The sequence below is a fragment of the Bacillus pumilus genome, from assembly GCF_003431975.1.
Classification (GTDB): domain Bacteria; phylum Bacillota; class Bacilli; order Bacillales; family Bacillaceae; genus Bacillus; species Bacillus pumilus_N.
Window position 1 is genome coordinate 2775170 of record NZ_CP027116.1, and the last position, 15239, is coordinate 2790408.

A 15239-nucleotide genomic window follows, 5' to 3' on the forward strand; every position below is an offset into this window, starting at 1 on the left:
TTTTTTCTCTATGTCGATTTTAGGCTCACTGTGAAAGTCGTTCCCTTTCCTTGTTTGCTGTGGACTGAAATGGTTCCTTCATGTGCCTCCACAAGGTGTTTGACAATGGCAAGACCAAGACCTGTACCGCCTGAATTCCTGCTTCTATCTTTATCAATTCGATAAAATCTCTCAAATATTCTTGGAATCTCACTTTTCTTCATACCGATTCCTGTATCTGCTACATCAAATTCATAGGCATCTTTCCGTGGTCTTGCTGAGATCGTGACACTTCCTCCCTCTGGTGTATAGGTAAGAGCATTATTGACGAGATTGAGGAAGATTTGCTTTAATCTGAGCGGGTCTGCCATGACATAGACCGGTTCTTTCGGGACACGCACTTGTAATTGAATACCTTTTTCTGCAGCCTTCTGTTTTAATAGCACTTCAATCTCTTGAATGATTTCTGTTGCATTGGCTTCTTGAATATTCAGCTTAAAGTGCTGCTGTTCAATTTTAGAAAGATCGAGTAAGTCTTGTATCAGTGTTTCTAGTCTGACACTCTCTTTTAAAATGATAGAAAGAAATGCTGTCAGTGCTTCTTTGTCATCAATCGCACCATCAAGCAAGGTTTCAGAAAATCCTTTAATCGAGGTAATCGGTGTCTTTAATTCGTGAGATACATTGGCGACAAAGTCTTTTCGCATCTGCTCCAGCTGCTTTGTTTCTGTCACGTCATGAAAGACAAGGACAATTCCTTTCCATTCATCATCTGTACTTAAAATCGGCACACCATCCACTTGGAAGTAGCGGCGTTCAATGTCAACGGCTAGACGTAAAAACTTCCGTACCTTCGTCTCTGTCATGAAAATTTCGTCAATTAATTCAATCATCTCTTCATGTGTAAACGCTTCGTGATACAGCTTGTGCATGTAAATGTGCTTTTGCACCTTAAACTGTTTGCGGAAGGTACGATTGACTAGGTGGATATAGCCCATCTTATCAATCAAAATAATCCCTGCGCCGATATTTTCAATCACTGTTTGCAGCCGGTCTCTCTGCATTTCACCTGCACTTGTCATTTCTTGAAGACTGATGGCCAGGCGCTTCATTGAAGTATTCAGCTCACTTGTTTCAATCATCAGTTCTTCATAGTTATTCGTATCATAGTTCCCACGTTCCAGCTGTTTGGCTACCTTTGTGGCATAATCAATTGGTTTCACATACTTCATCGACATGCGGTACCCAAAGAAGACAATGATAATAATGGCCGAGCCAAGACAAAAGGCTAATGCAAGCCAAAGCTGACCGTCAATGTCATTTAACGGCTCGTATGACGCATGAAGGAATAAGTAGCCCGCCGGTTCATTTTGTTTCAGGATCGGAACTGCATAATGAAACAGTGCATCCTTCTCATCGTCAATGACGACTCCTTTTGTTTGAAGACGTACATTGTCCAGTGTGTTTTGAATGACGGCTCTTTGTTCCGCTTGCCCCGTTGTATGTATGATATTCCCCTTCAAGTCCACAACCGATGCATTCATATCAAAATGCTGCTTTGCCTGATGAAGGATCTTCTTGTTTTGCTCCGCCTTCAGATCATCACCATTCATGGAAGATAAGAGAAAGCTCGATTCCTTTTCCATTCGTTCCGTTAATTTTGTTTCATAGAAGACATGGAACATGTGATCCAAGAAAAGACCAAGTGCGACAAACACAACAAAAAGGAGAAAAATGAGTCCCGAAAACAGACGGGTTCTAATTTTACTCATTTGTCTTTGGCTCCTCCAATTTGTAGCCTAGACCACGAATGGTTTTAATATATGTTGGTTTTTTTGTGTTCTTTTCAATTTTGTCCCGCAAGTGGCTGATATGGACATCTACAATACGTGTATCACCTGCAAAATCATAATTCCACACAGCGCTTAGCAATAAATCCCGCGTCAGGACTCGTCCTTTATGCTTCGCCAAATAAAGCAGCAGTTCAAATTCTTTTGGCGTGAGCTCTAGACGTTCTTCCTGAAAATAGACTTCGTAGTGTTCTGGTAAAATGCGCAGTTCACCAATTTTGATTTGGTCTGCAATGATCTCTTCCTTCTCCTCTTGCGTGGGGGCAGGCTGAGATTGCTGTGCTCTTCTCAAAATGGCTTTCACCCGAGCACCCACTTCTCTAGGACTGAATGGCTTTGTCATGTAATCATCGGCTCCAAGTTCAAGGCCGAGCACCTTATCAAATTCATCGTCCTTTGCTGTCAGCATTAAAATAGGGAACATCATTTTTTGAATTCTCAGTTGTTTGCACACTTCAATGCCGTCCATCTTCGGAAGCATTAAATCTAACACAATGAGGTCAGGCTGTTCACTTGCTGCTTTTTCAAGCGCTTCTTCCCCGTCTCTTGCTGTGACGACATCATAGCCCGCTCTTTCAAGGTTATAGCTTAGAAGTGTTACAATCGATTCTTCATCATCCACAACTAATATTTTTTTATTCATGTTGTGCCTCCAATTAGTGATTTCCCCTGCATCCGTTTTTTTGTATCTTATGTGAAAAGCGAGAAGTCATGCTTTCTCTTTCATTTTAACGAAAGCTTAACAAGAGAACAATTTAAAATTTCGACAAGATTGGTTTTGTAAACAAAAAGAAGACTCCTCATAAGAGAAGCCTTCTTTTTTATTCATATTAAGACAATACTTTCATGACGTTCTTTACAGATTCAACAGAACGGTCAAGCTGACTTCTTTCTTCTTCTGTCAGTTCAAGCTCGATGATCTTCTCAAGACCATTTCCACCTACGATTGTTGGTACACCTAGGTAAATGCCTTCGTAGCCATATTCACCTTCAAGGTAAGCAATCGTCGGCATGACGCGTCGCTGATCTTTTAGGATCGCCTCAACCATTTCGACTAGTGAAGCAGCAGGAGCGTAATATGCACTACCGTTACCTAATAGGTTCACGATTTCGCCGCCGCCTTTTCTTGTTCTTTCAACAATTGCATCAATTCGATCTTTTGGAATCAATGTTTCAAGCGGGATACCGCCTGCATAAGAGTAACGAACAAGCGGAACCATGTCATCGCCATGTCCACCAAGTACAAAGCCCGTCACGTCTTTTACAGATAGGTTTAATTCTTGAGCAACGAACGTACGGAAACGCGCTGTATCAAGAATGCCCGATTGTCCAATCACTTTTTCTTTTGGTAATCCTGATTCTTTATAAACTGCATACGTCATTGCATCAACAGGGTTTGTTAACACAACAATGATTGCTTCTGGAGAATATTTAACGATTTCGCGTGTCACACTGCGCATGATTTTTTCATTTGTAGACACGAGATCGTCACGGCTCATTCCCGGCTTTCTAGCAATTCCCGCCGTAATGACCACGACATCAGAACCGGCTGTATCTTCGTAGTTAGAAGTTCCTGTAATGTTTGCATCGAAGCCTTGAACAGGGCTTGCTTCCAGCATATCAAGTGCTTTCCCTTTTGTTGGGTTCTCAAGCTGCGGGATATCGACCAATACGACGTCCGCCAATTCTTTTTGAGCCGTTAGAAATGCTGTAGTTGCTCCAGTAAAGCCTGCTCCGATAACAGATACTTTTTTACGCTTGTTTGCCATTTCTTTTTTCCCCTTTAACTTTAAAGTTTAAGAATCAAGACAAGTTTTTGATGAGCTCGTCAGCAAACTCAGAACATTTCACTTCTGTTGCGCCATCCATTAATCTAGCAAAATCGTATGTGACGACTTTTGATGCAATGGTTTGTTCAACAGATTGAATCACTAAATCAGCAGCTTCCTGCCAGCCAAGGTGCTCAAGTAAAAGCACGCCTGATAGAAGAACAGAAGACGGATTCACTTTATCAAGTCCAGCATATTTAGGTGCTGTTCCGTGAGTCGCTTCAAAAATAGCGTGTCCTGTTTCGTAGTTGATGTTCGCACCTGGTGCGATACCAATTCCACCAACTTGTGCTGCAAGAGCATCAGAAATGTAATCTCCGTTTAAGTTCATTGTTGCCACAACATCGAACTCAGCTGGACGAGTTAGGATTTGTTGAAGGAAAATATCCGCAATGCTATCTTTGACAATAATTTTGCCAGCAGCTTCTGCTTCACTTTGCGCTTTGTTTGCCGCATCTTTTCCATCTTGTTCTACAATACGATCATATTGTGCCCATGTAAAGACCTTGTCACCAAACTCTTTTTCAGCTACTTCGTAGCCCCAGTTTTTGAAAGCACCTTCTGTAAATTTCATGATGTTTCCTTTGTGAACAAGCGTTACAGACTTACGGCCTTGGTCGATTGCATATTGAATAGCCGCTCTGACAAGACGAGAAGTTCCTTCTTCAGAAACTGGCTTGATTCCGATACCAGATGTTTCTGGGAAACGGATTTTGTTTACACCTAATTCGTTTTTCAAGAAATCAATTAACTTCTTCACTTCGTCTGAACCCTGTGCATACTCGATACCAGCATAGATATCTTCTGTGTTCTCACGGAAGATCACCATATCTGTGTCTTCTGGACGTTTCACAGGAGACGGTACGCCTTGGAACCAGCGAACTGGACGTAAGCATGTGAATAAATCAAGCTCTTGTCTAAGTGCGACGTTTAATGAGCGGATTCCTCCGCCAATTGGTGTTGTCAGTGGTCCTTTGATTGCAATTAAGTATTCACGAATGTCTTCAAGTGTTTGCTCAGGAAGCCATTCTCCAGTTTTATTATAAGCTTTCTCACCTGCATATACTTCTTTCCAAGTGATTTGCTTTTCGCCTTTATATGCTTTTTCTACAGCTGCTTCAAGCACTCTTGATGCTGCTTTCCAAATGTCAGGACCGATTCCGTCCCCTTCGATAAACGGGATAATTGGATTATTTGGTACATTCAATACGCCGCCAGTAACTGTAATTTTTTCGCCTTGTGACAATGATATTACCTCCCAGGTTATGTAGTGAATATTTGAAACTTCTTGGCTTGATGTCTGCAAGCGAAGAAGTTTTTCACATGATTCGTTTTTGTTGATATGGAGGCTGATTGGCCTTCCTGAGGATCAGCCCCCGCTTATTCTATAAACATTAGTCTCTTTCACTGATCGGAACGAACGTTTGTAGATCAGGTCCAATGTAGTCAGCTCTTGGACGGATGAGACGGTTGTTGTCATACTGCTCTAGAATGTGAGCAATCCATCCAGAGAATCGGCTGATCACGAAAATTGGTGTAAACAAGTCATGATCAATCCCAAGACTGTGATATACAGATGCAGAATAAAAATCAACATTTGGTGGCAGATTTTTCTCTGATGTCACGATTTCCTCTGCGCGGACAGACATTTCATACCATTTCGGCTCGCCAGTAAGGTTTGTTAAACGCTGGCTCATTTCTTTTAGATGCTTTGCACGCGGGTCACCTTGACGGTATACACGGTGGCCAAAACCCATGATTTTTTCTTTCTTCTCTAGCTTACCATGAATATAGGAATCTACGTTTTCAACTTCTCCAATTTCTGAAAGCATCTTCATTACGCCTTCATTGGCTCCGCCATGAAGTGGTCCTTTCAGCGCACCGATAGCCGCTGTTACACCAGAGTAGATATCTGATAGTGTAGCAACACATACACGTGCTGTAAATGTCGATGCGTTTAATTCATGATCTGCATGTAGAATGAGTGCCTTATCAATTGCCTCAATTTCTACTGGTGACGGCTCTTCACCATTTAGCATATACAAGAAGTTCGCAGCATAGCTGTATTCTTCTTTTGGCTGTACAGGTTCAAGTCCCTTTCGAATGCGTGAAAACGCAGCGACTAATCCTGAAATTTTCGCCTGTAAGCGAATGGCTTTTCTGTAATTCGCTTCTTTGTCCATAATCTCTGATTCGTCATCTAGTAAACCTAGTAAGGATACCGCTGTACGAATCGCAGACATTGGATGAACCCCATCCAGCGAATACGATTTAAAGTGCTCAATGATTTCTTGCGGAATGTGAGCATTTTCGTTGAGCTGCTGTTTTAACTCGCTCAGCTCTTGCTCATTCGGCAGCTTTAAGTGCCATAACAGGTAGACAATTTCTTCGAAAGTAGCTTTTTCAGTTAAATCATCGATATTGTACCCTACGTAAGTAAGAGTATCATCAATAATTGAGCTTACGGATGAAGTTGTTGCCACGATACCTTCAAGACCTCTTGTTGCTGTCATGTTCAATCTCCCCTTTTTAAAAAGATTCCCCTTCGTTGCAGAATTCTCACTTTTTGAAAGCGCTATCCAATCCGAATAAGTCGGCACGTTCAGAAAAGAAAATGCTTACATTTACCTATACGGTTAGGGCGCTTTTAGCCTCATATCTCTTGTGTGATCAATGAGTTCAAAATTAAGCCTATTCCCATTATAAACAATAATCAGACATTTGTTAAATGTTTAACTATAATTTTTTTTGATATTTTTTTTTCCAGTCCCCCATATCAGGCATGGAATAAAGGGATTTTACTTCTTTTAATATATTTAATTATGTTTTTTTGCAAAAGCTCACGCAAGAAAAAAGTTAAAAAAGAAAGTGGCATGAACCACTCTCTTTTCAACCGCTGAAAAATTTCACAGCCTGCATCGCCAAATAAGCGATTCCTGCTCCGATCAGCGGACCGACAGCCACACCTTTAAATAAGCTGACTGCTAAAATCGTTCCGAACACAAGCGCTGCCGTGATATGCGGATCATTTTCGAGTAGCACAATACCGTTTTTTGCAATAAGTGCTACTAATATACCCGCTCCAAGCGCAATCCAAGCATAAGAAGATTTCATGGCTTCTCCAAGCTGCTTAAATCCAATATCACCCGTTGCAATTGGGACAAGAACAGCAATTGTAATGACAGTGACACCCCAATTGATACCTTTTGATTGGAGAACCGGGAAAATCTTTTGATCCAGACCGATCAGCTTAATCGCAATCAGCACAGAAACCGCTAAAATTAACGAATTGTTTTTTGCAATAAGTGCAATCACAAGTAAAAGAACTAAAAATAAATTTGCTTGAGTAAACATGTGCCGCCCCTTCCTTTCTTTTTATTGCGACCTTTTCATATTACTAATCTTTTTGAATAAAATGAAGTATCGGACATGCTTGTTTTTTGGAGGGGATTGTGTGAATCACACCTATATGGCCATTTTTCTAAGAAGTTTGATGATGATCAGCATTGCCGTATTTGCGGTTGTCTTTTTATATCAGTCTTTTCCGTTTTTGTATCCTTTTTGGATTGCCCTTATTGTGTCCTGCTTGATTCATCCTGCTGTATGCAAAATAGAAGAGATCACAGGGATGCCGAGAGGATTTGTTGTCGTTATTGTGCTATTGCTCTTTTTAGTGGCAGCAGCCGGCTTCATCACACTCTTAGTGGCAGAAATCATTTCAGGAAGTGCTTATTTGGCAAAGATTCTGCCTGGTCATCTTGATCAAATGATTGGTATTGTCGAACGTTTTTTTACAGATAAGATTCTACCTTTGTACCATGATGTAACCGCCCAATTCAATACGCTTCAAGCAGGTCAAAAGGAATCAATTTTGGGACAAATCCAAGCACTTGGTGATGGAGCTGCTGCAAAAATAGGGACTTTTCTTTCAAAAACACTCGAGCTCATCCCGGCTTTTTTAGGTCTTTTGCCTGATGCAGCAGCGACCCTTTTGTTTTCTGCACTGGCGACTTTTTTTATCACAAAAGATTGGTTTACGCTAAAAAAATATGGCTCTCGTATCTTTCCCGTAAAATGGATGCAGCATACACGCGCCATTTTATCTGAAATCAAAAAAGCCATTACCGGTTTTATGAAAGCGCAACTTTTGCTAGTTGCGATGACGATCGGCATCGTGCTCATTGGGCTGATTATCTTAAAAGTCGAACATGCACTTGTGATTGCTTTATGTATTGGACTTGTTGATTTACTTCCTTATATCGGAAGCGGCACTGTTTTTCTGCCGTGGATTATTTACTCTGCCATGACAGGAAACCTTTCACTCGCCATCGGGCTAGGTATTTTGTACATTGTCGTGCTTATTCAAAGACAAATATCAGAGCCAAAGGTTTTAAGCAAGTCCATTGGTCTTAATCCTTTAGCAACGCTTGTGGCACTATTTGTCGGGTTAAAATGGCTTGGTTTTCTCGGACTTGTGATCGGCCCTGCTTCTCTTGTCGTATGGCAGGCATTCCGTAATGCAGGTGTTTTCAGGGATATCTATCAATACATTCGGTATGGCATGCAAAAGTAAAAGAGACCTTGAGTATTAAGGTCTCTTTAGCGAATAATCGTATAGCGATTGCGATTAGACATGTTTCTGAGCCAGCGTTCAAAAAGCGGCTTGACTTGCTTTCTCGTCATGGGTATGAGCAGCAATGCCCCAATAAGATCCGTTAAGAAGCCTGGAATGAGCAGTAGCAGTCCGCCAACAAGAATGCACAGACCATCGACAATCGCTGCCCCTGGCATTTTGCCATACTGCAAATCTCTCTGTACTTTTTGAAAGGCTTCGATTCCTTGTTTTCTTGCAAAATAAGCACCTAGTGCACTCGTAAGCACGATGAACAGCATCGTTGGCAAAATGCCAATCATTTTACTTGATATTAAAAATAAACTAATTTCCACTGCAGGGAACACAATCAATAATAGTAGAAAATATTTTTTCAACCATATCACCTCATGAGGTATCTTTCATCAAAAGCTGTTTACTTTTTTTAGTGTAACATAAAAAAAGAGAGGAGTCAGACAACTCCCCTCGTGTATGGTTTAAAGGACGCTTGCACGGCCTTTGTAGATCGCTCCGCGAGCCGGATCTACTGTAATCTCTTCGCCTTCTTTTAGCAATGTTGTGGCGCTGTCAAGACCGACAATGACTGGGATGCCAAGACTTAGCCCAACGACCGCTGCATGGCTTGTTAAGCCGCCTTCTTCTGTGATCAAGGCAGATGCTTTTTCAAGAGCCCCCATCATGTCACGATCTGTACAGTTTGCGACTAGGATCGCACCATCATACATTTTTTCGTCTGCTTCTTTTCCACTTTGTGCAATGACAACCGGTCCAAAAGCAGATTTACGGCCAATACCTTGACCTTTCGCAATGATGTCACCGACAACATATACTTTCATTAAGTTCGTAGTACCTGTTTCCCCAACTGGCACACCTGCTGTAATGACGATTAAATCGCCATGTCTCACATAGCCTGTTTCAATCGATTTCTCGACTGCATTCTCAAGCATTTCATCAGTAGACGTTGTTTTTGATCCGCTCTTTGCAAATACACCGAATACAAGAGACAGCTTTCTTGCTACTGATTCGTTTGCAGTGACCGCTACGATTGGTGCTTTTGGTCTATATTTTGAAATCATTCTCGCTGTATGACCGCTTTCTGTAGGTGTCACAATCGCTGCTACGTCAAGCTTCATTGCTGTATGTGCAACAGATTGACCGATCGCATCTGTAATGCTGACATCTACTTCTTCGCTTCTACGAGAAAGAATCGCTTTATAGTTGAGTGCATCTTCTGAACGAGAAGCAATGTTGTGCATTGTTTGTACAGCTTCTACTGGATATGTTCCTGCTGCTGTTTCACCAGAAAGCATAATCGCATCTGTGCCATCAAAAATGGCATTTGCCACGTCACTAGCTTCCGCACGAGTTGGACGAGGATTACGCTGCATGCTGTCCAGCATTTGAGTAGCTGTGATGACTGGTTTACCTAAACGGTTGCATTTTTTGATCAGCATCTTTTGTACAAGAGGTACTTCTTCTGCCGGGATCTCTACACCAAGATCTCCACGTGCAACCATCAAGCCATCTGATACCTCAAGGATTTCATCGATGTTATCAACACCCTCTTGGTTTTCAATCTTAGGAATGATTTGAATGTCAGCCGCATTATTCTTTTCAAGAAGCTCACGAATTTCAAGAACATCAGAAGCTCGTCTCACAAAAGAAGCTGCAATGAAATCAACGCCTTGTTCAATTCCAAACAGGATATCATTGGCATCCTTTTCTGTAATACCTGGCAAGTTCACACTTACACCTGGTACGTTTACACCTTTTTTGTTTTTGAGAGTGCCTGTATTCATGACCTTTGTGACGATTTCTTTGCGGTCCATGTTTATTTCTTTTACTTCTAAACCAATAAGGCCATCATCTAATAAAATCGTTGAGCCCACTTCTACATCATGAATTAAATCTTCGTACGTCACACTAATTCTTTCCGTATTTCCAACAATGTCTTCCATACTCACGATAAGATCTGTACCAGCGACTAGCTCAATTGAGCCGTTTTCAACTGTACGTGTACGGATCTCTGGACCTTTTGTGTCAAGAAGGATCGCAATGTCCTTGCCTAATGCTTTTCCCGCTTTGCGAATGTTTTCGATGCGTGCACCATGCTCTTCAAAATCTCCATGAGAGAAGTTTAGTCTTGATACATTCATTCCTGCTTCAATCAATTCAGTCAGCTTTTCAATGCTTTCACTTGCTGGACCGATTGTACAAACGATTTTTGTCTTTCTCATTACTGTTCCTCCTAAGGTCTTCTCGTTTTATATAGAGAGCTCTTGTGAAAGTCGGTACATATTTTGATCGACTGTATGTTTTTTATCTAAGATATCTAAAATATCATGGTGAACGAGTTCGTTGCTTTGAATACCTACACAGCGTCCGCCTTTTCCTTCAAGAAGAAGTTCTACTGCGTATGCTCCTAAACGGCTTGCCAGTACTCGGTCAAATGCACTTGGAGAACCTCCGCGCTGAATATGTCCTAAGACAGATACACGGGTTTCGAGGCTTGTCTCCTCTTCGATCCGCTTCCCAAATTCAACACCGCTGCCTACACCTTCTGCGACGATGATGATACTGTGCTTCTTGCCACGCTCGTGTCCTCTTCTTAACCTTGCAATAATTTCATCCATGTCATAGTCTGCTTCAGGAATCAAAATAGACTCGGCTCCGCCCGCAAGACCTGACCAAAGAGCAATATCACCAGCATGTCTTCCCATTACTTCCACTACGTATGTACGTTCATGAGATGTGGCTGTATCACGAATTTTATCAATGGCGTCAATGACAGTATTTAGTGCTGTATCAAAACCAATAGTGAAATCAGTACCTGGAATATCATTGTCGATTGTGCCAGGGACACCTACACATGGAAAACCGAGCTCAGTTAGTTTCTTCGCTCCCATGAATGAACCGTCTCCACCAATCACAACAAGTCCTTCAATACCGAATTTTTTTAAGTTCTCAATGCCTTTTTCACGGCCTTCAACTGTCTTGAATTCAGGACATCTTGCCGTGTAAAGTTTTGTTCCTCCACGATGAATGATATCGCCTACTGAACCTATTTCGAGTTTTTCAATTTTACCGTTAATTAGACCTGAATATCCATTATAAATACCGTAAACTTCAACATTATGGTAAATTGCTTTCCTTACAACTGCGCGCACAGCTGCATTCATTCCTGGGGAATCCCCACCGCTCGTTAAAACTCCTATACGCTTCATCTTTTTCACCTCAGAGACCATATATGAATTAAACATACCATTTCCACTGCTTGAAAACAATCATGAGCAAAACCGGATGTTTTCAATACGAATTTCTAAAACCGTACTTATTATACAATTAAATAAACTGTTTTTAAACAAAAGTTAAGAAAGTCTTGAAAACAATTGTTTCAAAAACAGGAACGGACATGCCCTCTAAAGCCCATCACATCAAGGTTTTCAGACGTTTCAAAATTTATGAAAACAAAAGAAAATTATTTTCAAATAGCGCTTACACGAGGACGTTTTTCATGAAAAAAGATGAAAAAAAATAAACGCCAGCCAAAAAGGCTGTACGTTTATTTAGTTTACCCCAATATATTGATTTTCAATCGACACTTTCCCGATTGCTTTGTATTTTTGATATCTTTGTTCGACTAGTTCTTCAGGTGTTAGTTTGAGCAAAGATGTAAGTGACTGTTTTAATGTTTTTTCAATGTAGGCTGCTTGTTGTTTCACGTCTCGGTGTGCTCCACCTTGCACTTCTTTAATAACATCATCTATAATATCTAATTCTTTTAGGTCTGGAGCCGTAATTTTCATTGATTCTGCAGCTTTTTTCGCAAGTGATGAGTCCTTCCAGAGCAGTGCTGCTGCACCTTCAGGTGAAATCACTGAATATGTTGAATTCTCTAGCATGTATAGGTGGTTTCCTACGCCTAAGCCTAGTGCGCCGCCACTTCCGCCTTCTCCAATGACAATACAGACAACCGGTACACGAAGTCCTGCCATTTCGAATAGGTTTTTCGCAATTGCTTCACTTTGCCCGCGTTCTTCAGCTGCTTTACCAGGATAAGCTCCTTTTGTATCAATAAAGCAAATGATCGGACGATTAAATTTATCTGCTTGTTTCATCAAGCGCAGCGCTTTACGGTAGCCTTCTGGATGAGGCATTCCGAAATTACGGCGCAAGTTTTCTTTTGTATCTTTACCGCGCTGATGGCCAATCACCGTGACAGGAAGCCCTTTAAACGTGGCAATTCCTCCAACGATCGCTTCATCATCGCCATAAAAACGGTCACCGTGACACTCGAAAAAGTTGTCAAACAGCTCTTGAATGTAATCGAGAGTTGTTGGGCGCATCGCATGACGAGCAATCTGGACTCTGTCCCACGGCTTTAAATTTGTATAAATGTCTGCTTCAAGTTTACTCAGACGTGTTTCAAGACGCTCAATTTCTGCACTTAAATCCATTTCTGAGTTTTGTGTGAACTTTTTCAGTTCATCAATTTTCGCTCGAAGTTCAATGACAGGTTTTTCAAATTCTAGTTCTCCAGCCACTCTCGTTCACCTCCTGTGCTGTGTAATGCTAAGATTCGGCCTAGTGTTTCTTTCATCTCTGCACGATGAATCACAGCATCAAGCTGTCCATGCTTCAATAAAAATTCAGCCGTTTGGAAGTCCTCTGGCAGGTCTTCACGAATTGTTTGTTCAATGATTCTACGACCTGCAAACCCAATTAAAGCACCGGGTTCTGCAAAGTTGTAATCACCGAGTGACGCGAAACTAGCTGACACACCGCCAGTTGTTGGGTTCGTCATCACAGAGATAATCAAACCTTGGTCCTCACTGAACAGCTTTAATGCTGAGCTTGTTTTTGCCATCTGCATGAGACTGAGAATCCCCTCTTGCATTCTCGCTCCGCCTGATGCAGTAAAGATGATAAATGGCACCTTGTCCGCTTTTGCTTTCTCGATCGCAAGTGTGATCTTTTCACCAACAACCGAGCCCATGCTGCCCATACGGAACGTGGCATCCATGACAGCGATCACAGCAGGCTGACCTTCAATTTCACCTTTACCTGTGACAATGGCTTCATTCAAAGATGTTTTTTCTCTGTCTTTCTCAAGCTTTTCTTCGTAGCCTGGGAAACCGAGTGGGTTTTCTGAAATCAGATGCCCGTTAAATTCTTCAAATGTGCCTTCATCTACAAGGCTTTCAATACGTTGTTTTGCATTCATTTGCAAATGTCTGCCGCAATTCATGCAAACACGTAAATTTTTATCTAGTTCTTTGGTGAGCATTATTTTTTTACATTGCGGACATTTGGTCATGATGCCTTCTGGCACATCTTGGCTTGCTTGTTCAGAGGGTACAGAAGCATATTTTTTCTTTTTACTGAAAATATTCTTGATTGACAAATGACTACCTCCCTTTTTGAAGGGTTTTTTCTTTACACGCACATCCACTATTATAGGACATGTCATTACTGTACCGAAACTATTGTACTTTTTTTGTCAAACGCTGTCATCCTTCATTCAATTTTTTCAGTGGGGAATTGATGAGAAATGAGTATGTGTTTGGGGCGCTGAGCAGTTGATATATGTGAATTGTGAACGTCTACAAAAAAATTATCATTCCGGATGAAAAAATTTTCGCGTAAGAGTGGAAATGGTGCACGTCTTTCCACTAATTTCAGAAAGAACGTGCACACTTTTCCAGATCATTATTCGCCGATAATCGTTAATTTTCTTGTTTTTTCAGCGACTGCTTCTGGGTCGACTTTGATTCTTGCAACGCCAGTTTCCATTGCTGCTTTTGCTACTGCTTTTGCTACCGCTGGTGCTACGCGTGCATCAAATGGTTCAGGGATGACGTATTCAGCTGACAATTTATCATCTGAAACAAGAGAAGCAATCGCTTCAACGGCTGCAATTTTCATTTCTTCGTTAATGTGTGTCGCACGTACATCTAATGCTCCGCGGAAAATCCCTGGGAATGCCAGTACGTTGTTCACTTGGTTCGGGAAGTCAGAACGGCCAGTCCCTACAACACTTGCGCCTGCTGCATGTGCATCTTCTGGCATGATCTCTGGATTTGGATTAGCCATAGCGAAGATGACAGGATCTTTTGCCATTTTTCCTACCATTTCTTTTGTTAAAGCACCTGCTACCGAAACCCCGATGAAGACGTCTGCGCCTTCAATGACTTCTTCTAATGAACCTTCTTTGCGATCTTGGTTTGTGAATTTAGCAACTTCGTTTTTCACTGAATTCATCCCGTTCGGACGGCCTTCGTAAATTGCGCCTTTTGTATCACACATGATGATATCACGTACACCGAAATGATATAGAAGCTTGATAATTGCAATTCCCGCTGCTCCAGCGCCGTTTGCCACCACTTTGATGGAAGACATTGATTTTCCAGACAGTTTCAGTGCATTCACAAGTCCTGCTACTGTGACAATCGCTGTCCCGTGCTGATCATCGTGGAAGACTGGAATGTTGGTCTCTTTTTTCAAGCGCTCTTCGATGATGAAGCAGTTTGGCGCTGCAATATCTTCAAGGTTGACACCGCCAAACGTTGGCTCAAGAAGTTTTACTGTTTCAACGATTTTGTCTACATCGTTTGTCGCAAGCGCGATTGGGAAGGCATCTACGCCAGCGAAGCTTTTGAATAATACAGCTTTTCCTTCCATGACTGGAAGAGATGCTTCTGCACCAATATTTCCAAGCCCTAAAACAGCACTTCCGTCTGTGACAACAGCGACCATATTGCCTTTCATTGTATAATCATACACTTTGCTTGTGTCGTCATAAATATCTTTACATGGTTCTGCTACACCAGGTGAGTAAGCCAAGCTCAAGTCTTTGGCATTTTTCACTTGTACTTTTGATTTCGACTCAAGTTTGCCCTGATTCTCTTTGTGCATATGTAATGCTTCTTCTCTTAATGACATGTGATGAACACTCCTTCAAGTGGAAAA

Annotated in this window: 13 protein-coding genes; 1 reads left to right on the forward strand and 12 read right to left on the reverse strand. The window is 41.6% G+C overall.

Annotated features, from left to right (window positions below; all coding sequences use genetic code 11):
- Nucleotides 1-8 precede the first annotated feature (8 nt).
- From pnpS to C5695_RS14385, 6 genes are all read right to left on the reverse strand, one after another.
- Entirely contained in the window at nucleotides 9-1751 is a 1743-nt protein-coding gene (gene pnpS / locus C5695_RS14360) for a two-component system histidine kinase PnpS (protein ID WP_117731306.1), read from the reverse strand.
- Nucleotides 1744-2472: a response regulator transcription factor gene (locus tag C5695_RS14365; RefSeq protein WP_117731307.1), complete on the reverse strand. Its 729-nt coding sequence runs from the start codon at nucleotides 2470-2472 to the stop codon at nucleotides 1744-1746. The genes pnpS and C5695_RS14365 overlap by 8 nt, the downstream gene beginning before the upstream one ends.
- A 187-nt stretch (nucleotides 2473-2659) precedes the next feature.
- Nucleotides 2660-3598 carry a malate dehydrogenase gene (gene mdh, locus C5695_RS14370; RefSeq protein ID WP_034661844.1) on the reverse strand — a complete coding sequence of 313 codons (939 nt, stop codon included), beginning with the start codon at nucleotides 3596-3598 and terminating at the stop codon, nucleotides 2660-2662.
- Between the two features lie 34 nt (nucleotides 3599-3632).
- Entirely contained in the window at nucleotides 3633-4904 is a 1272-nt protein-coding gene (gene icd, locus C5695_RS14375) for an NADP-dependent isocitrate dehydrogenase (RefSeq protein ID WP_117731308.1), read from the reverse strand.
- A 148-nt stretch (nucleotides 4905-5052) separates the two neighbouring features.
- Nucleotides 5053-6171 (reverse strand): citrate synthase, encoded by a 1119-nt coding sequence (citZ, locus tag C5695_RS14380; protein WP_008346063.1) that lies wholly within the window; start codon nucleotides 6169-6171, stop codon nucleotides 5053-5055.
- Nucleotides 6172-6547: 376 nt separating this feature from the next.
- A complete protein-coding gene (locus C5695_RS14385) occupies nucleotides 6548-7012 on the reverse strand; it encodes a DUF441 domain-containing protein (protein WP_007501699.1) in 465 nt (154 codons plus the stop codon).
- 100 nt (nucleotides 7013-7112) lie between these two features.
- Between C5695_RS14385 and ytvI the strand changes: the two genes are divergently transcribed.
- Complete coding sequence (gene ytvI, locus C5695_RS14390) at nucleotides 7113-8231, forward strand: sporulation integral membrane protein YtvI (protein WP_117731309.1); 1119 nt, start codon at nucleotides 7113-7115, stop codon at nucleotides 8229-8231.
- Between the two features lie 26 nt (nucleotides 8232-8257).
- On the opposite strand, the gene C5695_RS14395 is transcribed toward ytvI, so the two are convergent.
- The 6 genes from C5695_RS14395 to C5695_RS14420 all read right to left on the reverse strand — a co-directional run bounded on the left by C5695_RS14395 (nucleotide 8258) and on the right by C5695_RS14420 (nucleotide 15212).
- Nucleotides 8258-8647, reverse strand: a complete 390-nt coding sequence (locus C5695_RS14395; protein ID WP_117731310.1) for an FxsA family protein — start codon at nucleotides 8645-8647, stop codon at nucleotides 8258-8260.
- 99 nt (nucleotides 8648-8746) lie between these two features.
- Nucleotides 8747-10507: a pyruvate kinase gene (gene pyk, locus C5695_RS14400; RefSeq protein WP_117731311.1), complete on the reverse strand. Its 1761-nt coding sequence runs from the start codon at nucleotides 10505-10507 to the stop codon at nucleotides 8747-8749.
- A gap of 27 nt (nucleotides 10508-10534) precedes the next feature.
- A complete protein-coding gene (gene pfkA, locus C5695_RS14405) occupies nucleotides 10535-11494 on the reverse strand; it encodes a 6-phosphofructokinase (RefSeq protein ID WP_012010865.1) in 960 nt (319 codons plus the stop codon).
- Nucleotides 11495-11836: 342 nt separating this feature from the next.
- Nucleotides 11837-12814, reverse strand: coding sequence for an acetyl-CoA carboxylase carboxyl transferase subunit alpha (gene accA / locus C5695_RS14410; protein ID WP_117731312.1), 978 nt, complete (start codon nucleotides 12812-12814; stop codon nucleotides 11837-11839).
- Nucleotides 12799-13674, reverse strand: coding sequence for an acetyl-CoA carboxylase, carboxyltransferase subunit beta (accD, locus tag C5695_RS14415; protein ID WP_117731313.1), 876 nt, complete (start codon nucleotides 13672-13674; stop codon nucleotides 12799-12801). The genes accA and accD overlap by 16 nt, the downstream gene beginning before the upstream one ends.
- A gap of 305 nt (nucleotides 13675-13979) precedes the next feature.
- Nucleotides 13980-15212, reverse strand: a complete 1233-nt coding sequence (locus tag C5695_RS14420; protein WP_117731314.1) for an NADP-dependent malic enzyme — start codon at nucleotides 15210-15212, stop codon at nucleotides 13980-13982.
- Nucleotides 15213-15239: the final 27 nt, after the last annotated feature.